We start from the raw sequence: 18583 nt of genomic DNA, 5'->3' as shown, positions 1-18583 counted from the left end.
CTGGCTCAGCGGCTGTTGCGCTGCGCCAACTGCCCGATGAGCATCTGCAAATCCGCCGTGATGCGGATGAGATCGGACACCACATCCGCGCTCGCGTCTCCGGCCAAATCGAATGCGCCGTTTTCGATGGTCTCGGACGCGCCTTTCAGTTCTGCAACCACGCGCGCGCGCGTTTCTGCCACGGAACCGCTTTCAGCCCCGCTACCTGTCTGCTCTTGTTTTTCTGACATGCCTGGTGCCTCTTTAGGTCGAGCGCCCGCACCTACAGCCCCCACGACGTGGGGTCATGTCACGCAGTCACGCGACAGCGACGCGAGGTCAACCTTGCCCTAGGGCGCGCCCTCTTTCGGGCGGCGCAACAGCCCGGCGCCGAGCCCGCGAATGGCAGCGGTGGTGCGGTCATTCACCTCAAGCTTGGAGAAAATTCGCCGCACGATCGTATCGACCGTATGGGGCGAAATCCCAAGTATTTCGGCGATGACGCCATTGCTCTTGCCGGTAGCGATCCACTCCAGCACCTCGACCTCGCGCGGGGACAGGCCGAAATCCCGCGGCGATTGGCTTTCGGCCAAGACGCAATAGCGCAGATGCGCGATCTGGGCGGCGCTGAGAAGTTTGTACAACGCCTCCGGCGACAGACGCGCCTGTTTGGCGGCAAACCCCAGTCCTACCACGGCGGAATCCCTGCCCGGGCCATGCACCCTAAGCGAAATGCCGTCATTCGGGTAGCGCCGCATCAATCCTTTCATATAGAGGCCTTCCGCAGAGGTAAGCCGCTCCGTGCGGGCCACATCCGACCAGTAAATCGGCATCACCTGTTGCCGGGCCAGCGCCTCCACCGGGCTTTCGCGCAGCTTCTCTATGTCCAGAAACTGCGAATGCCACTGCGACCCCTCTGCGCCACTGCTGTCGAACTGATAGAGGATCGCAGGCGCGCCGGGGCTGTCCCCGTGATAGCTGACCAGATCAATTCCAAGACCTTGATAATAGGCAAGGCCGCAAGCCAGAAGACGCGCCGCGGAGGTGGCGTTTTGCGCACAGTGAACCAATCCGTCCAACGTCTCCGGCCCGCTTTGATCGAGGTTTGCCATCTCCCACCCGTTCTAATGCCCAGCGCCATGGCGGCGGCGCACGCCCATCATCCTTTCAAACCTAAAGGAAATTACCCTGCGCATAAAGTGACGCAACGTATCACTTACGTCAACGTCAACTCCCATTGTATCAGAAATGCCAGCCCCCAACTGAAGTCATGAAACGACGATTGGAGAGTGATGAGATGACCGCCGACACGCTGACCATTCGCCAGATGTGCGACGCTTTCGAAGTGACCCCCCGCACCCTGCGGTTCTACGAAGCGAAAGAGCTGCTCTTCCCATTGCGCGAGGGGCAGAAACGCCTGTTCACCAAAAGCGACCGCGCCCGGCTCAAGCTGATCCTGCGCGGCAAGCGCTTTGGCTTCAGCCTCGAAGAAATCCGCCAGCTGCTCGACCTTTATCATATGGGCGACCAGCAACAGACGCAGATCGCCGCGGCCTATGAGATCGCCCGCGCTCGTTTGGCCGACCTCGAGTCGCGCCGCGAAGAGCTGAACGAGGCCATCGAAGACCTTAAGGACCAGTTGAAATGGGGGGAAAAGATGATCGCCTCCATGAACCAACCCCGCCGCGCCGCCGAATAGCCCCGGCGACGCCGCCCCTCACATCCATAAAAAGACGACCCGGAGAGCAAAGATGCCCAGTTACACAGCCCCCACCAAAGACCTGCAATTCGTTCTGCACGACGTGCTGAAGGTGACCGAAAGCAAGACCCCCGGCTATGATGAGCTGGAGCCTGATTTCACCTCCGCCATCCTTGAAGAGGCAGGCAAGCTCACCTCCGAAGTGCTCGCCCCGCTGAACGTCGTGGGCGACAAGGAAGGCTGCCGTTTGGAAAACGGCGTCGTCTACACGCCCAAGGGGTTTAAGGAAGCCTTTGAAAAGGTGAAAGAAGGCGGCTGGCCCGGCCTCGACATGCCCGAAGCCTACGGCGGGCAGAACATGCCCTACGTCCTCGGCACCGCCGTGGGCGAGATGTTCTCGGCGGCGAACCAAGCCTTCACCATGTACCAAGGTCTGACCCATGGCGCGGCTTCGGCGATCCTTGCTCATGGCACCGACGCGCAGAAGGACACCTACCTGCCCAAGATGGTCTCCTGCGAATGGACCGGCACCATGAACCTGACTGAGCCGCATTGCGGCACCGATCTGGGCCTGATGCGGACCAAGGCCGCCCCGCAGGACGACGGCAGCTACAAAATCTCCGGCCAGAAGATCTTCATCTCCTCGGGTGAGCATGACATGGCCGAAAACATCGTCCATCTGGTGCTGGCCAAGATCGAGGGCGGGCCTGAGGGCATCAAGGGCGTGTCGCTCTTCATCGTGCCCAAGTTCATGGTCAACGAAGATGGGTCTTTGGGGGAGCGCAACGGCGTCTCCGTCGGCTCCATCGAAGAGAAAATGGGCATCCACGGCAACTCGACCTGCGTGATGAACTACGACGGCGCCACCGGCTATCTGCTGGGGACCGAACACAAGGGCATGCGCGCCATGTTCACAATGATGAACGAAGCCCGCGTTGGCGTCGGCATGCAGGGTCTGGCTCAGGCCGAGGTGGCCTATCAAAACGCGCTGGAATACGCCAAGGACCGCCTGCAAGGCCGCGCCGTCACCGGTGCCGTCGCCCCCCAAAAGCCCGCCGACCCGCTGATCGTGCATCCCGACATCCGCCGTTCGCTGATGGACCAGAAAAGCTTTGTCGAAGCCGCCCGTGCCTTCATCCTCTGGGGGGCCACGATGATCGACGCGGCGCACCGCGCCGAGGACAAGGACGCCGACGGCCTCGTGTCGCTGCTCACCCCGGTCATCAAGGGCTTCCTGACCGACCAAGGATACGACATGACCGTCAAGGCGCAGCAGGTCTACGGCGGCCACGGCTATATCGAGGAATGGGGCATGTCCCAATTCACCCGTGACGCCCGCATCGCCCAGATCTACGAAGGCGCCAACGGCGTGCAGGCGCTTGACCTCGTGGGCCGCAAACTGGCGCAGGACGGCGGCAAACACGTCATGGCCTTCTTCGACCTCGTGAAGGGCTTCATCAAGGACAACGCGGGCCAAGACGCCGAATTCGACGCGGCCTTCCTTGAACCCCTGAAGGCGGCCAGTAAGGACCTGCAATCGGCGGGCATGTACTTCATGCAGAACGGCATGAAGAACCCCAACAACGCGCTCGCCGGGTCCAATGACTTCATGCATATGTTCGGTCATGTCTGCCTCGGCCTGATGTGGGCCAAGATGGGTCTGGCGGCGAAAGAAGCATTGAAGAACGGCAGCGGCGACGCCACCTTCTACGAGACCAAGCTGGCCACCGGCCGCTACTATATGGCGCGCCAACTGCCCGCCACGGCCTTGCACCTGACCCGCATCCAATCGGGCGCGGATACGGTCATGGCGCTGGAGGCCGCAAACTTCTAAAACGGGGGGTGGGGGCAAGCCCCCCACCCTGCCCAACACCCGGAGAGACCATGCCCAAACGCTTCCGCCTGACCCGCCGCTTCCCCGTCGCCATGACCGAAGAAGGCTACCGCAGGCTGAAGAAGTTCAGCACGGATGCAGGTCTTGATGAGGGGGAAGCGCTGTCGTTCCTGTTCGAGAATTTCAACTCGGTCATGAACGAAGAAAACCTGATCGCGCGGCTGCGCCTGTTCAACGCCGAACTGGACGCCCGCAAACGCTGAACCCTTGGGGAGGGGGCCAGAAGATGCAGACCAAAACATCCAGCTGGATGACCGACGAACACCAGATGATCGCCGATATGACGGCGCAGTTCATCAATACCGAATGGGCGCCCAAGTTCGAGAAATGGCGCAAACAAGGCCAGATGGACCGTGACACATGGGCCCAAGCCGGTGAACTGGGCCTGCTCTGCCCCTCGGTGCCCGAGGAATACGGCGGCGCTGGTGGCGACTTCGGCCATGAGGCCGCGATCCTCATCGAAGGCTCCCGCGCCAACCTCGCCTCCTGGGGCCACGGCATCCACTCCGGCATCGTGGCGCATTACATCCTCGCCTATGGCACCGAGGACCAGAAACAACGCTGGCTGCCTAAGATGGTCTCGGGCGAGCTGGTCGGCGCATTGGCGATGACTGAACCCTCGACCGGCTCGGACGTGCAGCGCATCAAAACTAAGGCGATCCGCGAGGGCAACGCCTACAAACTCTCGGGCCAAAAGACCTTCATCACCAACGGCCAGCACGCCAACCTGATCATCGTGGCGGCCAAGACCGACCCCAGGGAAGGCTCCAAGGGCGTCAGCCTCGTCGTCGTGGAAACCGACAAGGCCGAAGGTTTCCAGCGCGGCCGCAACCTCGACAAGATCGGCCTGCATGCCGCCGACACTTCCGAGCTCTTCTTCGACAATGTCGAGATCCCGCCCGAGAACATCCTCGGCCAAGACGAGGGCCAGGGCTTCTACCAGATGATGCAGCAACTGCCGCAGGAACGCTTGATCATCGGCTGCGGCGCGGTGGGCGCGATGGAAGGCGCCGTGGCGCGCACCATCCAATACTGCAAGGAACGCGAAGCCTTCGGCGGCCCGCTCACCCAGTTCCAGAACACCCGGTTCCAACTGGCTGAGGTCAAAACCAAGACCGCCGTCGCCCGCGCTTTCCTCGACGAATGCATCTCGGAACATCTGCGCGGCGAGCTCAGCGTCGACAAGGCGGCGATGCAGAAATACTGGCTCACCGACACGCAGGGCGAAGTGCTCGACGTCTGCTTGCAGATGCACGGCGGCTACGGCTTCATGCAGGAATATGCCGTCGGCGAAATGTGGGCCGACGCCCGGGTGCAGCGCATCTACGGCGGCACCAACGAGATCATGAAGGAACTGATCGCGCGCAGCCTCTGACCGCGCGCGGGTTGAAACACCGGCGCAGAGGTATTTGAAAAAGGATGAAGATAAGGCGCCCCCTGCCCTCTTCATCCTTTCACAAATACCTTCCGACATTTCAGCGGGCGCCGACAGAAGAGGAGGAATGACAGGTGACCATACAGCTTTATTGCTTTGGCGAATCGGGCAACGCCTACAAGGCGGCGCTTGCGCTCGAATTGTCCGGGCTCGACTGGGAGCCGGTGAAGGTGGACTTTTTCGGTGGCCAGACGCGCCAGCCCGACTACCGCACCCAGATCAATAACATGGGCGAGGCGCCTGTGATGATCGACGGCGATCTGCGGCTCACCCAATCGGGCGTGATTCAGGATTACGTCGCGGAAAAGTCGGGAAAATTCGGCGGCCGCGACGCGACGGAACGGCGTGAAATCCTGCGGTGGGTGCTATGGGATAACCACAAGCTCAGCTCCGTCGCCGGGATGACCCGTTTCTTGATGAACTTCCTGCCCGAAGACAAACGACCCGCCGAGGTCATCGCCTTCAACCAGGGCCGGCTCAAGGCGGCCTACGGCGTGCTGAACGACCATCTCGACGGCCGCGATTGGATCGCGGGCGACGACATCACCAACGCGGACCTCAGCTGCTGCGGGTATCTTTATTACCCCGAGCCCTTTGGCTTCGACCGCAGCGACTGGCCCCATATCGACGCGTGGCTCACGCGTCTGAGCGAAACACCGGGCTGGAAAGCCCCGTATGATTTGATGCCCGGCAGCCCTGCTGACCGCGCCTGACCCGGAGGACATGACATGACCCAAGACGCATACATCTACGACGCCCTGCGCACCCCGCGCGGCAAGGGCCGCAAGGACGGCGCCCTGCACGAGGTGACCTCGCTGCGGCTCTCGGCCCAGACCCTGAACGCCGTAAAGGAGCGCAACAACCTCGAAGGCCATGCTGTCGAGGACGTGATCTGGGGCAACGTCACCCAGGTGATGGAACAGGGCGGCTGCTTGGCCCGCTCGGCGGTGCTGGCCTCGGACCTTGATGAGCGCATCCCGGGTCTGGCCATCAACCGTTTCTGCGCGTCGGGCATGGAAGCGGTGAACCTCGCTGCGAACCAAGTCAAAGGCGGCGCGGGCAACGGCTATATCGCCGGCGGTGTGGAGATGATGGGCCGCGTGGCCATGGGCAGCGACGGGGCGGCCATCGCCGTGGACCCGACGCTGGCGATGGAGAAATACTTCGTGCCCCAAGGCATCTCGGCGGACATCATCGCCACCGAGTTCGGCTTTTCGCGCGACGAGGCCGACCAACTGGCCATGCAGTCCCAGCAGCGCGCCGCGCGGGCCTGGGAAGAGGGCCGCTTCGACAAGTCCGTCATCACCGTGCGTGACCAGAACGGCCTCGCGATCCTCGACCGCGACGAATACATGCGCCCGCAGACCGATATGCAGAGCCTTGGCGGCTTGAACCCCGCCTTTCAGCAGATGGGCGAGGTCATGCCCGGCTTCGACAAGGTCGCGCTGATGAAATACCCGCATCTTGAGCGGATCAACCACATCCACCATGCGGGCAACTCGTCGGGCATCGTCGACGGCGCCGCCGCCGTGCTGATCGGTAACAAGGAGTTCGGCGAGCAGCACGGGCTGAAGCCCCGCGCCCGCATCCGCGCCACCGCCAAGATCGGCACCGATCCCACCATCATGCTGACCGGCCCCGTGCCGGTGACTGAAAAAATTCTCAAGGACAACGGCATGACCATCGGCGACATCGATCTGTTCGAGGTCAATGAGGCCTTCGCCGCCGTGGTGCTGCGCTTCATGCAGGCCTTCGACGTGGACGACAGCAAAGTGAACGTGAACGGCGGCGGCATCGCCATGGGGCACCCCCTGGGCGCCACCGGCGCCATGATCATCGGCATCCTGCTCGATGAGATGGAGCGCGCCGACAAGGAAGTGGGGCTGGCCACGCTCTGCATCGCGTCCGGCATGGGTGCCGCCACCATCATCGAGCGCGTGTGAGCCGCGAAGGGAGCAAGAGAATGACCGATTTCACAATGAACAAGGATGCCAAGGGCATCGCCACCATCACCTGGGACGTGCCGGGCAAGAGCATGAACGTCATGTCCTTCGACGGTCTGCGCGATCTGGAAAAGCACATCGACGACGCGCTGGCCGATGACGCCGTGAAGGGCATCGTCATCACCTCGGGCAAGGAAGGTTCCTTCGCCGGGGGCATGGACCTGAACCTGCTGGCGAAGATGAAGGAAGACGCGGGCGACGATCCGGCCAAGGGTCTCTTCGAGGGCACCATGCAGATGCACGCGCTGCTGCGCAAGATCGAGCGCGCGGGTATGGACCCCAAGACCAACAAGGGCGGCAAGCCTGTCGCCTGTGTGATCCCCGGTACTGCCGCGGGCATCGGGCTGGAACTGCCGCTCGCCACGCATCGCACCTTTGCGGCGGATAACCCGAAGGCGCGGATCGGCCTGCCGGAAATCCTCGTTGGCATTTTCCCCGGTGCCGGCGGCACCACGCGGATGGTTCGCAAGCTCGGCGCCATGGCGGCCTCGCCCTTCCTTCTGGAAGGCAAGATGGTTGCCCCTGCTGCCGCGCAGAAGGCCGGGATTATCGACGAGGTCAGCGAAGACCCGATGGCCGCAGCGCGTGACTGGGTGCTCAACGCCAAGGACGCTGATCTGGTCAAACCCTGGGACGCCAAAGGCTACAAGATGCCCGGCGGCGCGCCCTATCATCCGGCCGGCTTCATGACCTTCGTCGGCGCCAACGCGATGGTTAACGGCAAGACCCAAGGTGTCTATCCGGCGGCCAAGGCGCTTTTGTCGGCGGTCTACGAAGGTGCGCTGGTGCCTTTCGACACCGCACTGAAGGTCGAGGCGCGCTGGTTCACCAACGTGCTGATGAACCCGTCGTCGGGCAATATGATCCGCTCGCTCTTCCTCAACAAGGAGGCGCTGGAGAAAGGCGCGGTGCGGCCCGAAGGTGTGCCGGACCAGCGCGTGAAGAAGCTGGGCGTTCTGGGCGCGGGCATGATGGGTGCCGGCATTACGCTGGTCTCGGCGCAGGCCGGTATCGAAGTGGTGCTGATTGACCAGACCCAAGAGGCTGCCGACAAGGGCAAAGCCTATTCCGCGAGCTATTTTGACAAGGGCATCGCCCGCAAAAAATCGACCGAGGAGAAGAAGGCCAAGGCGCTGGACCTGATCACCGCGACCACCGATCTCGATGCGCTCAAGGGCTGTGACCTGATCATCGAAGCGGTCTTCGAGGACCCCAAGGTGAAGGCCGAGATGACTCAGAAGGTCGAAGCGGTGATCCCCGAGGATTGCATCTTTGCCTCCAACACCTCGACCCTGCCGATCACGGAACTGGCGAAAGCGTCGAGCCGTTCTGAGCAGTTCATCGGCATTCACTTCTTCTCGCCCGTCGAGAAGATGCTGCTGGTGGAAATCATCAAGGGCAAGGAGACCGGCGACCGGGCCGTGGCCAAGGCGCTCGACTATGTGCGCCAGATCCGCAAGACGCCGATCGTGGTCAATGACGCGCGCTTCTTCTACGCCAACCGCTGCATCATTCCTTACATCAACGAGGGTGTGCGGATGGTGCAGGAGGGTGTCGAGCCCGCACTGATCGAGAATGCTGCGAAGTTGGTCGGCATGCCGCTCGGGCCGCTGCAGCTGATGGATGAGACGTCGATCGATCTGGGCGCCAAGATTGCCCGCGCGACCAAGGCGGCGATGGGCGATGAATACCCCAACGACGACATCGACCCGCTCGTGTTCTGGATGGAGGAAGAGGGCCGTCTGGGTCGCAAGGCCAACGCCGGTTTCTACAGCTATGACGCCAAGGGCAAGCGCGAGGGTCTGTGGCGCGGCATGGGGGACAAGTACCCCGTGGCCGACGATCAGCCCGAGCTGATCGAGGTTCAGCACCGGCTGCTGTTCTCGCAGGTCTTGGAGGCCGTGCGCGCGCTAGAGGAAGGCGTGTTGATGGACATCCGTGAGGGTGACGTGGGCGCGATCCTTGGCTGGGGCTTCGCGCCTTGGTCCGGCGGCCCGCTGAGCTGGCTCGACATGATCGGCGCGCCCTACGCGGCGGAGCGTTGTGATGAGTTGACCGAGAAGTATGGCGAGCGCTTTGCTTGCCCGGACCTGTTGCGCGATATGGCGCAGAAGAACCAGAGTTTCTACGGACGGTTCAACCCAGACGCCAAGGCGGCGTGAGGGGAGAGGGGCGCTTCGGCGCCCCTTTTTATTTGGTAGGAGGGTCATCGTCTGTGATGCCACCCGGGCCGGAATCAAGCCGCAGGCGCCGGGCCATCGCCTGCCCGTCCCCCGGGTAGGCGATTTGGTGAGGCTGGGCGTGCCCTCTCAATGGCGCGTCACGGTTGAACGATAAAGTGGCAGCGACGCCGGTCGGGTCGCCGACCCACGGGCAGGCGCTGGCCCTAGCGCTCTTCGTAACCGTAGCCAAACCGCGCGATATCCTCGGCGCAGATCTCCGACACCACCTTGCGCAATTCTGGCGTATAGGCCGCCTCCCCCTCCGAGGCATTCACCCGCGGCAATTCCAACTCAAACCCAAGATGCTCAAACAACGGCGCCGCATCTTCGGCAAAATGCTCCAACCGGATATAGAGATCGCAACGCTCCCGCCCCGCCGCATCCTGCATATACCGCCGCGCCGGCCATGCGCGCAGGCTGGCTTGCGTCTGCGGATGCCGCAGGAACCCGGCAAAATCCGTCGCCTTCGCCAAAGCCACCGCCGGATGATCGAACCCCTGCCCCCGCAGCCAGCGATAGTAGCTCGCCACCCGGTCCCACGGGTTGCGCACCAGCGTGAAGCAGAACAGCCCCGAGAGTTCCTCCTCCGTCACCAACCCGTTGATGTCCGCCAGCGTCGAGTGCTTCCACAGCCGCCCCGCGGTCTCGACCCCCTGCACCCGCCGCCGCCGCTTCCGCGCTTTTGGCGTATCGCCCAGCATCACATCGTCTTTCATCGCGCGATCCTCAAGCGCCAGCGCCAGTGAGGTGCCCCCGGTCTTGGGGATATGCACGAAAACGTAACGCCGACCGCGACTGATGATCACTCCACCGCCTCCGGCGCGCGCAGGGTCGAAGGCTCATCGCTGCGCAGGGCGATCACCGCCCCGGCCAGTGCGATCAACGCCATGCCCGCGAAAGCCAAGGGCGGCACCTCTTGGTCCCAGAGGATATAGGCCCAGAAACTGGCGATGATCAGCAGCGAATATTCGAAAATCGCCACATGCCCGGCCTCTCCCAACTGGTAGCCGCGCACCAAAAAGCCGATGCCCACCAGCGAGCCGACCGCCTGCACCGCGATCCAGAACCACATCGCGCCGTCGAGCGGCCCCCATGTGCGGCTGACGAAACCTTCGGCCCCCGCCACCTCCGCCCCCGGCAGGACCAAGACACCGATGCCGCCCATGACGGCCAACATGCCAAAGAAGCCCGCGGTCATCACCATCGTGCTCTCCCCCTCGCACCACGCCCGCGTCGCGACGGCGCCGATGGCATAGAGCGCCCCGGCCAACAGCGGGAGGAAGGCCACGGGGTCAAGATCGCTCGGGTCAGGGCGGATCACCATCAAGGCCCCGGCAAAGCCCACGGCCACGGCTCCCCACCGCCACGGTCCCACGCGCTTGCCCTGAAACAGGGCCGAGATCATCAGCACGAAAAGAGGCGAGGTGAAGAGCCCGGCAACCACCACTCCGATGGGCAGAAAGGCCAGACAGCCGAAATAGATCAACATCGCACCGGCCTGAAACAGGCTGCGCGCCGCCACAGCCCAGAACCGCCGCGGGCGCAGAATGCCGAAGCCCAAGGCCGCGAGCACCATCAGAATGGCCACCGCCATAAGCCCGCGCAGGAAGTGAAACTGCCAGAGCGACCCGCGCTCGGTGATGAAGGGGACGAAATTGTCCGTCAGCCCCAAAGCCGCCATACCGCTCACCGCGCAAAGCGCCGCCAGCCCCGATTTTACCGCTGTGTCCTGCATCTGCCCTCCTTTTCCCTCCTGCCCTCTTTTCAAAGTCACGTCCGGGCAGCAATACTCAACCCCAAATCGCAACCAATGCCTTGGGAGGGGTCGCATGGGGTGGATGTCGGACGAACGCGGGCTTGAGAAATGCGCGGCGAACTTTGTGGCACTTACGCCCTTGTCGCATCTGCGCCGGGCGGCTGAGGTCTTTGCCGGAGAGACGGCGGTGATCCATAGCGACCACCGCGTCACCTATGCCCAGTACCATGACCGCTGCACCCGGCTCGCCGCCCTGCTGGCCGAGATCGGCGTGACCCCGGGCGATGTGGTGGCCACCCTCATACCCAACCTCCCCGCACAGGCCGAGGCGCATTTCGGCGTGCCCGCCTGCGGGGCCGTGCTCAACACCATCAACATTCGCCTCGATCCCGACACGGTGGCCTATATCCTCGACCACGGCGGCGCCAAGGTGCTTTTGGCCGATACCGAGTTCCTGCCGCTGGCCGAAGACGCCTGCGCGCGAATGGAGGGCCCCTGCCCCGCCATCATCGAAGTGCCCGACGCCCCCGCCGGTTTCCCCGCCAGCGGGCGGCACCCGCAATACGAAGAGCTGCTTGCGGAGGCCAATCCGAACTTCCGCTGGATCATGCCGCAGGACGAATGGGAGAGCCTCGCGCTCAACTACACCTCCGGCACCACCGGGCGGCCCAAGGGCGTGGTCTATCACCACCGCGGCGCCTACCTGATGACCATGGGCACGGTGATCTCATGGCAGATGGTGCTGCGCCCGGTCTTCATGCAGATCGTGCCGCTGTTTCACTGCAACGGCTGGAACCACACTTGGATGATGCCGCTTTTGGGCGGCACGCTGGTCTGTTGCCGCGACATCACCGCGGCGGCGATCTATGACGCCATCGCCGATCACGGCGTCACCCATTTCGGCGGCGCGCCCATCGTGTTGAACATGCTGGTCAACGCGGACGCAGAAGACCGCCGCGCCTTTGATCACCGGGTCGAGGTTTTCACCGCGGGCGCGCCCCCGGCCCCCGCGACCCTGTCGAAGATCGAAAAGCTGGGGTTCAACGTCACGCAGGTATATGGGCTGACCGAGACCTTTGGCCATGTCACCGAATGTCTCTGGCAAGGCGCATGGGACGGGCTGCCAGAGCCTGAACGCGCCGGGATCAAAGCGCGCCAAGGTGTCGCCATGCCGATGATGGAAGAGATCACCGTAATGGACGCCGAGATGGCCCAAACCCCGCGCGACGGCACCGCGCAGGGCGAGATCATGATCCGCGGCAATGCGGTGATGAAAGGCTACCTCAAGAACCCCGAGGCCACGGCCGAAGCCTTTGCAGGCGGCTACTTCCACTCCGGCGACATCGCAGTGCAGCATCCCGACGGCTACATTCAGATCGCCGACCGCGCCAAGGACATCATCATCTCGGGCGGAGAGAATATTTCGAGCGTCGAGGTCGAGGGTGTGTTGATGGGCCACGGCGCGGTCAACCTCGCCGCCGTGGTGGCACAGCCGGATGAAAAATGGGGCGAAGTGCCCTGCGCCTTTGTCGAGCTGAAACCGGGGGCGGAGGCCAGCGAAGAGGCGCTGGTCGCCTTCGCCCGCGCGCGCCTTGCCGGGTTCAAGACGCCCAAGCGCGTGGTCTTTGGCGAACTGCCCAAAACCTCCACCGGGAAAATCCAGAAGTTCGCGTTGCGCAAACAGGCGGCGGCCCTCTAAGGCGGGGCATTATGTCACCTGCCATTGCTGATCCCGCAGCGCGTGGTAGAGTAGCGAAAACTGACAGGCCCGCAGCAGAACCCCATGACCGCCTTGACAAAATACGCCCGGCTCGAAGCGACGGGCCTTTGGCGCGCCACGCCCGATGCGCAGCGGCGCGAGGTGATCGTCTCTATCGGTGACGCGACGCTGGTGATCAGCGATCTCAAGGATCAGGCGCTGACCCATTGGTCGCTGGCCGCCGTCGACAGGGCCAACCCCGGCCAGACCCCCGCGCTCTATCATCCCGACGGGGATCCGGGCGAAACCCTGGAACTGCCCGACAATGAAACCGAGATGATCGAGGCCATCGAAAAGCTGCGCCGCGCGATCAACCGCAGCCGCCCCAAGCCGGGGCGTTTGCGGTCGGTCGGCATGTTGGCCTCCGTCGCGGTGGTGGCGGCGCTGGCGGTCTTTTGGATGCCCGGCGCGCTGCGCGATCATGCGATCAAAGTGGTGCCAGAGGTCAAGCGTGTCTCTTTGGGCACGGCCCTGCTCAAGCGGCTTGAACGCGTCTCTGGCCCCGCCTGCGAAAGCCCCGGCGGCAGTGCCGCGCTGTCGCGGCTCACCAAACGGTTGGAGGTCGGGCGCGTGGCGATCCTACCCGATATGACCCGCGCCAGCCTGCATCTGCCAGGGCGTCTCATCGTGCTCGACCGCGCGGTGCTGGAGGATTACGAAGAGCCCGACGTCGCTGCGGGCTATGTGCTGACCGAGGATGTGGCGCGCCGGGAACATGACCCGCTGCGCGCCCTTCTGGAGGCCGTGGGCCTGCGCGAGAATTTCCGCCTGCTGACCACCGGCGATATCTCTTCCGCGGCGCTGGATGCCTATGCCGAGCAACTGCTGATGCGCCCCGCCGCGACCCCGCAGGTCGAGGCTCAACTGGCGCGATTTGCCAAGGCCGAGCTGCGCAGCAAACCCTATGCCTTTGCCCGTGACATCACCGGCGAAAGCACCCTGCCCCTGATCGAAGGTGACCCGATGAACGGCAAGCTGACCGCGCCGCTGATGTCGGATGCCGATTGGCTGAGATTGCAAAGCATCTGCGGCGGCTGACTGATTGGCTAAGAAAAAGGCCAGCCGGGGAACACCGCGGCTGGCCTTTTACCCTCATTGCAAAACGCTTAGCGCCGCAGATAGGCGTCCCGGTATCCTGCCCGCCGCAATTGGCCAAGCGCCGCTTGGGCAGAGCCGCCCGCGATGGGGCCTGCCTGAACGCTGTGGTAGGTCTTGCCGCCACGGGTCTGTTTGCCGATGCGGGCGGGCAGGCCCAAGGCCGCGATCTGCCGCGCCGCGCGCTGCGCATTGGCGGGGCTGCCGAAGACACCGACCTGCACATAGCCCGCTTTGGTGCTGGGCTGGGCTGTCGGGGCCGAGCGGCTGGAATAGACGGGGGCCTTCTTGATCGGGCGGGCATCCCGATGGATCGGCGCGGCGTTGCGGTAGCGCAGCACCCGTTTCACGATTTGGCCGTCCCGCTCGACAATCTTGACCCGTCCCAGCTTGCGGCGCTGCGTTTCGATATCGAGATAGGGATAGATCAGCGGCACTTTGGCGGTCACGTCTTCGCCGGTGGCCTTGTTGACCAAACGGCGCGGCAGGGTCTGGGTCCAGACCAACAGCATGTCGGCGCGGCCTTCCAAGGTTTGCTCGGCCCGGTGCGGGTTCAGACGGTCGTCCTCCCAAACCTTCCGGTATCCTTTCGGGACTTTCACATTGGTCGTGTTCACCCGGTTGATCGCCACATGTTTCGGCACGATCCGCGTCTGCGTGCCCACGGCGCGGGCGGGTTTGGCGCTGACCACCGGGGCGGCAACGGCGGCAGGGGCCACGATCCGCGCGGGTGCAGCGGCAACGCCGGGCATCACACCCGCGCTGCGGTAGGGCTGCGGTGCGGTGCCGCGCTGCGGGCTCGAAGGGGCAAGACGCCCCGTCACAATCGGCTCCGCCTGCGGACCGCAGCGCACGCTATACCCATCCCCGCGCCGCATATAGCGCTGCGACAGGGGCGAAGCGCCGGGGCAAGCGGTGACGAAGCCAGCCGGTGCCGGGGCGGCCAGCGCGACAGGTTTGCTGGGCACCACGGGCACGGGGCGCGGCGCGGTCTCGCGCACGACTTTGGGGGCAGCGCTCCGCGCCGGGGCTGGCGCGACACGGCGCACCACTTTTTGCGGCGCGGGCCGGGCCACGGGGGCTTTCGGCTTCGCCTTGGGCGCGGGCGCTTCGGCGACACGAGCCGGGGGCCTCTTGGCCGGGGCGGGGTCGACCTTGGGCTGCGCCGCCTCAACCTTGGCCTCTGCCACTTTCACGCCATTCGTGGGCTGGAACCCGCAGATTTGCTCGCGGGCGCGGCTCATCCGAGGCACCCAAGACACATTGCCGTCGATGCCCGCGCGGATGAACACACATCCCGCGCTGTCGACATATTGCTTGCCCTTGTAAGAGGACGGCGGAAACTCTGCCGGTTGGCTGCGGCTGTCCTGCGCTTGGGTCTGCGATCCGCCGACGCCCAAGGCTGCGACGATCATCGCCATGGCAATACTTCTGGTAAGTGTCATCTAATGCCCCCACACTATCTGGTAGAACGATGCATCAGCGCGCGGCCTGAGTAAAGCACCGCGCGCCAATTAGCGAAACTTACCCGATCACTTGGTGCCGAACATCCGGTCACCCGCGTCGCCCAAACCGGGGATGATATAGCCCTTCTCGTTGAGGGACTCGTCCAGCGAGGCCGTGACGATGCGCACGTCCGGATGCGCGGCTTTCATCGTGGCGACCCCCTCGGGCGAGGCCAGCAGGCAGAGGAAGATGATATTGGTGGCGCCTGCCTCTTTCAGCAGGTTGATCGCCGCGACCGAAGAGTTGCCGGTGGCCAGCATCGGGTCCACGGCGATGACCAGACGGTCTTCCATCGCCTCGGGCACTTTGAAGTAATACTGCACCGGCTGGAGGGTCTCTTCGTCACGGTAGAGACCGACAAAGCCGACCCGCGCCGAGGGGATCAATTCGAGCACCCCATCCATCAGCCCGTTGCCCGCCCGCAGGATCGAAATCAGCGCCAGTTTCTTGCCGTCGAGCGTTGGCGCGTCCATCTCTTGCATCGGGGTCTCGACCCGCTTGGTCGTCATCGGCAGGCCGCGCGTCACCTCATAGGCCAAAAGCTGGCTGATCTCGCGCAGCAACTGCCGGAAGACGGCGGTCGAGGTGGCTTTGTCGCGCATGATGGTCAGCTTGTGCTGCACCAGCGGATGGTCGACGATCGTCAGGTGATTGGGGGTATCGGTCATGCGGCAGGCTCCTTTATTTGCCCTGCTTCTAGCCGCACAAGCGCCCCGCTCGCAAGCAAAGGCTGCGCGGCTACTGCGGCACCTCTACCCCCAGATGCCCGGCGACGAGGGCTGCGACATCGGTAAAGCCGATCTGCCCCAACGCCCCCGCCCCGGTCCCTGCAACCAGCACCGGCACCCTTTCGCGGGTGTGATCGCTGCCCGCCCATGTCGGATCATTGCCATGGTCTGCCGTCACCACCAGCATGTCGCCCTCGCGCAGTGCGGCGATCACCTTGCCGATCTCGGCGTCGAACCACTCCAACGCGCGGGCATAGCCCGAGACATCGCGGCGGTGTCCATAAAGGCTGTCGAACTCCACGAAGTTGGCAAAGGTCAGGCTGCCCTCTTCGGCCTCGGCAACCAGATCATGCAGATGGTCCATCAGCTTGGCGTCTGGCCCTTTGCGCAACTCGTCGATGCCCTGCATTGTAAAGATGTCGCCGATCTTGCCCACGGCATAGACGCGGCCCTCGGCGTTCTGCACCCAGTTGGTCAGCACCGGTTTGGGCGGCGTGATGGCATAGTCGCGCCGGTTCGCGGTGCGCTCAAAGGCGCCCACTTCCCCGGTGAAGGGCCGCGCGATGACACGGCCCACCTTCATCTCATGCAGCCGCGGTGCGATGTCTTGGCAAAGCTTCAGCAAACGGTCGAGGCCAAAGGTCTCTTCATGCGCGGCGATCTGAAAAACACTGTCGGCAGAGGTATAGCAGATCGGCCAGCCGCTTTCGCAATGCTCCGCCCCCAGCCGTTCGATGATCGCCGTGCCAGAAGCGTGGCAGTTGCCCAAAATGCCATCGGTGCCCGCGAGCCGCGCGACCTCTGCGGTCAGGTCTGCGGGAAAGGCAGGCGTTTCATCCGGGAAGTAATGCCATGCCCAAGGCACCGGCAGCCCGGCCAATTCCCAATGGCCCGAGGGGGTGTCTTTGCCCTGCGAAACCTCCGTCGCAGCCCCCCAGCGGCCTTCGGGCGCAGCGCCCAGCCCCGGCGCCTCCATCCCGCTGGCCAGCTTCAGCGCAGCGCCCAGACCCAACCGGTCGAGATTGGGCAGGGCCAGCGGCCCGCTGCGCCCCTCTTCGGCCTCTCCCGCGGCACAGGCCTGCGCGATATGGCCCAGCGTATTGGCCCCGGTATCGGGCAGATCACCGTTAAAGAAATCCCCCGCGTCCGGCGCACCGCCGATGCCGACGGAATCGATCACGACCAAGAATGCACGTCCCATCAATCGATCCTTTCCAAAATCAAATCCGGCGCTTCAACCGCCTTGTCCCCTAGCGTGATCGCCGCCAGAACCGCCGCCTCTGCCGCATCCGCAGCCGCCTCTCCCGCTGCGTGGACCGTGGCCAAAGGCGCGCCCGCGCGGACCTCTTCGCCCAAGCGCCGCACCCGCGAAAGGCCCACCGCCGGGTCGATCTGGTCCGCCTCGACCACCCGGCCCCCGCCGAGATTGACCACCGCCATGCCGAGTGCCGCGCCGTCGATCGCGCTCACGTAGCCGCCGCGCGGCGCGGGGACCGCGCGGATCACGGGGGCTTTGGGCAGAATACGCTCCCAGTTTTCGGCGAAATCGGTGGGTGCGCCCATGGCGCTGAGCATCCAGGTGAAACGCTCCAACGCGCGGCCATCGCGGACCGCCGCGCGCAAGGCTTCGGCCCCCGCCTCAGCCGTCGCGGCCAAACCGCCATTGACAAGAAGCCCGCCACCCAATTCAGCCGTCACATCAAGGATCGGCCCCGTCACCGCCCCAGTGAGCACCCGCATCACCTCGGCCACTTCCAGTGCGTTGCCAAGGCTCGGCACCAGCGGCTGGTTCATGTCACTGATCACCGCCGTCGTCGGGCAGCCCGCCGCCGTGGCGGTGCCGCTCAGCGCTTCGGCCAAGGCACGCGCCTGCGCGAGCTCCTTCATGAAAGCGCCCGAGCCCACCTTCACGTCGAGCACCAGCCCATCCAGCCCGGCGGCGAGCTTTTTCGACAGGATCGACGCGGTGATCAGGTCGAGCGAATCCACGGTCGAGGTCACATCCCGCACCGCATAAAGCCGCCGATCCGCCGGGGCGATGTCGCCGCTGGCGCTGACAATGGCGCAACCCACGTCCCGCACCACGTCGCGAAACCGCGCCTCTTCCAACTGCGTGCTGACGCCGGGGATCGCCTCAAGCTTGTCGAGCGTGCCGCCCGTATGCCCCAGCCCCCGACCCGAGATCATCGGCACATAGGCCCCGCAGGCGGCCAGCGCGGGGGCGAGGATCAATGAGACGCAATCCCCGACCCCGCCGGTCGAATGTTTGTCGAGCACGGGGCCGTCCAAGTCCCAGTCCAACACCTGCCCCGAATCGCGCATCGCGAGGGTCAGCGCCACGCGGCCCTGCTGGTCCAAGCCATTCAGGCAGATGCCCATGGCAAATGCCCCGGCCTGCGCGTCGCTGACACGGCCATCGGCCAGCGCCCCGGCCATCCAGGTCAGCGCCTCTGCATCCAATGCCTCACCATGGCGCAGCCGCGCCAGAATGTCCCGCGCGCTCATGC

General features: G+C 64.4%; 17 protein-coding genes. 9 read left to right on the top strand and 8 right to left on the bottom strand.

Annotated elements, in window-relative coordinates:
* Positions 1 to 5: 5 nt before the first annotated feature.
* Both ACGYK9_RS10865 and ACGYK9_RS10860 read right to left on the bottom strand, forming a co-directional pair.
* The gene (locus ACGYK9_RS10865; RefSeq protein ID WP_394410299.1) at positions 6 to 230 is read right to left on the bottom strand and encodes a hypothetical protein; all 225 of its coding nucleotides are present in this window, start codon (positions 228 to 230) and stop codon (positions 6 to 8) included.
* A gap of 99 nt (positions 231 to 329) precedes the next feature.
* Entirely contained in the window at positions 330 to 1091 is a 762-nt protein-coding gene (locus ACGYK9_RS10860) for a LuxR C-terminal-related transcriptional regulator (RefSeq protein ID WP_394410302.1), read from the bottom strand.
* 185 nt (positions 1092 to 1276) lie between these two features.
* On the opposite strand from ACGYK9_RS10860, the gene ACGYK9_RS10855 reads away from it, so the two are divergent.
* The 7 genes from ACGYK9_RS10855 to ACGYK9_RS10825 all read left to right on the top strand — a co-directional run bounded on the left by ACGYK9_RS10855 (position 1277) and on the right by ACGYK9_RS10825 (position 9172).
* Positions 1277 to 1678 (top strand): MerR family DNA-binding transcriptional regulator, encoded by a 402-nt coding sequence (locus tag ACGYK9_RS10855; protein WP_067261195.1) that lies wholly within the window; start codon positions 1277 to 1279, stop codon positions 1676 to 1678.
* Positions 1679 to 1730: 52 nt separating this feature from the next.
* Complete coding sequence (locus ACGYK9_RS10850) at positions 1731 to 3512, top strand: acyl-CoA dehydrogenase C-terminal domain-containing protein (protein WP_394410305.1); 1782 nt, start codon at positions 1731 to 1733, stop codon at positions 3510 to 3512.
* 50 nt (positions 3513 to 3562) lie between these two features.
* Complete coding sequence (locus tag ACGYK9_RS10845) at positions 3563 to 3775, top strand: hypothetical protein (protein ID WP_067261198.1); 213 nt, start codon at positions 3563 to 3565, stop codon at positions 3773 to 3775.
* A gap of 23 nt (positions 3776 to 3798) precedes the next feature.
* Positions 3799 to 4947 carry an acyl-CoA dehydrogenase family protein gene (locus ACGYK9_RS10840; protein ID WP_394410309.1) on the top strand — a complete coding sequence of 383 codons (1149 nt, stop codon included), beginning with the start codon at positions 3799 to 3801 and terminating at the stop codon, positions 4945 to 4947.
* A 134-nt stretch (positions 4948 to 5081) separates the two neighbouring features.
* Positions 5082 to 5720 carry a glutathione S-transferase family protein gene (locus tag ACGYK9_RS10835; protein WP_394410312.1) on the top strand — a complete coding sequence of 213 codons (639 nt, stop codon included), beginning with the start codon at positions 5082 to 5084 and terminating at the stop codon, positions 5718 to 5720.
* 15 nt (positions 5721 to 5735) lie between these two features.
* The gene (locus ACGYK9_RS10830; protein ID WP_394410315.1) at positions 5736 to 6950 is read left to right on the top strand and encodes an acetyl-CoA C-acetyltransferase; all 1215 of its coding nucleotides are present in this window, start codon (positions 5736 to 5738) and stop codon (positions 6948 to 6950) included.
* A gap of 20 nt (positions 6951 to 6970) precedes the next feature.
* Positions 6971 to 9172, top strand: a complete 2202-nt coding sequence (locus tag ACGYK9_RS10825) for a 3-hydroxyacyl-CoA dehydrogenase NAD-binding domain-containing protein (RefSeq protein ID WP_394410318.1) — start codon at positions 6971 to 6973, stop codon at positions 9170 to 9172.
* Positions 9173 to 9396: 224 nt separating this feature from the next.
* Here ACGYK9_RS10825 and ACGYK9_RS10820 read toward each other — a convergent pair whose 3' ends face one another.
* The gene (locus ACGYK9_RS10820) at positions 9397 to 10038 is read right to left on the bottom strand and encodes a sulfotransferase family 2 domain-containing protein (protein WP_394410322.1); all 642 of its coding nucleotides are present in this window, start codon (positions 10036 to 10038) and stop codon (positions 9397 to 9399) included.
* On the bottom strand, positions 10035 to 10967 hold the full coding sequence (locus tag ACGYK9_RS10815; RefSeq protein WP_394410325.1) for a DMT family transporter: 933 nt from the start codon (positions 10965 to 10967) through the stop codon (positions 10035 to 10037). The genes ACGYK9_RS10820 and ACGYK9_RS10815 overlap by 4 nt, the downstream gene beginning before the upstream one ends.
* Before the next feature lie 94 nt (positions 10968 to 11061).
* On the opposite strand from ACGYK9_RS10815, the gene ACGYK9_RS10810 reads away from it, so the two are divergent.
* Both ACGYK9_RS10810 and ACGYK9_RS10805 read left to right on the top strand, forming a co-directional pair.
* The gene (locus tag ACGYK9_RS10810; RefSeq protein ID WP_394410328.1) at positions 11062 to 12687 is read left to right on the top strand and encodes an AMP-binding protein; all 1626 of its coding nucleotides are present in this window, start codon (positions 11062 to 11064) and stop codon (positions 12685 to 12687) included.
* 84 nt (positions 12688 to 12771) lie between these two features.
* The gene (locus tag ACGYK9_RS10805; protein WP_394410330.1) at positions 12772 to 13785 is read left to right on the top strand and encodes a hypothetical protein; all 1014 of its coding nucleotides are present in this window, start codon (positions 12772 to 12774) and stop codon (positions 13783 to 13785) included.
* Between the two features lie 68 nt (positions 13786 to 13853).
* Here ACGYK9_RS10805 and ACGYK9_RS10800 read toward each other — a convergent pair whose 3' ends face one another.
* From ACGYK9_RS10800 to ACGYK9_RS10785, 4 genes are all read right to left on the bottom strand, one after another.
* Positions 13854 to 15287, bottom strand: a complete 1434-nt coding sequence (locus ACGYK9_RS10800) for an SPOR domain-containing protein (protein ID WP_394410333.1) — start codon at positions 15285 to 15287, stop codon at positions 13854 to 13856.
* Between the two features lie 87 nt (positions 15288 to 15374).
* Positions 15375 to 16016 carry a uracil phosphoribosyltransferase gene (gene upp / locus ACGYK9_RS10795; protein ID WP_067263778.1) on the bottom strand — a complete coding sequence of 214 codons (642 nt, stop codon included), beginning with the start codon at positions 16014 to 16016 and terminating at the stop codon, positions 15375 to 15377.
* A 70-nt stretch (positions 16017 to 16086) separates the two neighbouring features.
* On the bottom strand, positions 16087 to 17277 hold the full coding sequence (locus ACGYK9_RS10790) for a phosphopentomutase (RefSeq protein ID WP_394410336.1): 1191 nt from the start codon (positions 17275 to 17277) through the stop codon (positions 16087 to 16089).
* On the bottom strand, positions 17277 to 18581 hold the full coding sequence (locus tag ACGYK9_RS10785; protein ID WP_394410339.1) for a thymidine phosphorylase: 1305 nt from the start codon (positions 18579 to 18581) through the stop codon (positions 17277 to 17279). Before ACGYK9_RS10785 ends, ACGYK9_RS10790 begins: the two co-directional genes overlap by 1 nt.
* Between the last annotated feature and the right edge of the window lie 2 nt (positions 18582 to 18583).

The organism is Sulfitobacter sp. 1A15258, from assembly GCF_043557045.1.
Classification (GTDB): domain Bacteria; phylum Pseudomonadota; class Alphaproteobacteria; order Rhodobacterales; family Rhodobacteraceae; genus Sulfitobacter; species Sulfitobacter faviae.
Note: the sequence above shows the minus strand (reverse complement) of the source record. Positions and strands in the feature narration are given on the sequence as shown.

What these genes read in the sequence shown, in the direction of transcription:
- ACGYK9_RS10865 (WP_394410299.1), bottom strand. Translation starts at nt 230, where the DNA reads ATGTCAGAAAAACAAGAGCAGACAGGTAGCGGGGCTGAAAGCGGTTCC.
- ACGYK9_RS10855 (WP_067261195.1), top strand. Translation starts at nt 1,277, where the DNA reads ATGACCGCCGACACGCTGACCATTCGCCAGATGTGCGACGCTTTCGAA.
- ACGYK9_RS10825 (WP_394410318.1), top strand. Translation starts at nt 6,971, where the DNA reads ATGACCGATTTCACAATGAACAAGGATGCCAAGGGCATCGCCACCATC.
- ACGYK9_RS10850 (WP_394410305.1), top strand. Translation starts at nt 1,731, where the DNA reads ATGCCCAGTTACACAGCCCCCACCAAAGACCTGCAATTCGTTCTGCAC.
- ACGYK9_RS10815 (WP_394410325.1), bottom strand. Translation starts at nt 10,967, where the DNA reads ATGCAGGACACAGCGGTAAAATCGGGGCTGGCGGCGCTTTGCGCGGTG.
- ACGYK9_RS10860 (WP_394410302.1), bottom strand. Translation starts at nt 1,091, where the DNA reads ATGGCAAACCTCGATCAAAGCGGGCCGGAGACGTTGGACGGATTGGTT.
- ACGYK9_RS10800 (WP_394410333.1), bottom strand. Translation starts at nt 15,287, where the DNA reads ATGACACTTACCAGAAGTATTGCCATGGCGATGATCGTCGCAGCCTTG.
- ACGYK9_RS10845 (WP_067261198.1), top strand. Translation starts at nt 3,563, where the DNA reads ATGCCCAAACGCTTCCGCCTGACCCGCCGCTTCCCCGTCGCCATGACC.
- ACGYK9_RS10805 (WP_394410330.1), top strand. Translation starts at nt 12,772, where the DNA reads ATGACCGCCTTGACAAAATACGCCCGGCTCGAAGCGACGGGCCTTTGG.
- upp (WP_067263778.1), bottom strand. Translation starts at nt 16,016, where the DNA reads ATGACCGATACCCCCAATCACCTGACGATCGTCGACCATCCGCTGGTG.
- ACGYK9_RS10830 (WP_394410315.1), top strand. Translation starts at nt 5,736, where the DNA reads ATGACCCAAGACGCATACATCTACGACGCCCTGCGCACCCCGCGCGGC.
- ACGYK9_RS10840 (WP_394410309.1), top strand. Translation starts at nt 3,799, where the DNA reads ATGCAGACCAAAACATCCAGCTGGATGACCGACGAACACCAGATGATC.
- ACGYK9_RS10790 (WP_394410336.1), bottom strand. Translation starts at nt 17,277, where the DNA reads ATGGGACGTGCATTCTTGGTCGTGATCGATTCCGTCGGCATCGGCGGT.
- ACGYK9_RS10810 (WP_394410328.1), top strand. Translation starts at nt 11,062, where the DNA reads ATGGGGTGGATGTCGGACGAACGCGGGCTTGAGAAATGCGCGGCGAAC.
- ACGYK9_RS10785 (WP_394410339.1), bottom strand. Translation starts at nt 18,581, where the DNA reads ATGAGCGCGCGGGACATTCTGGCGCGGCTGCGCCATGGTGAGGCATTG.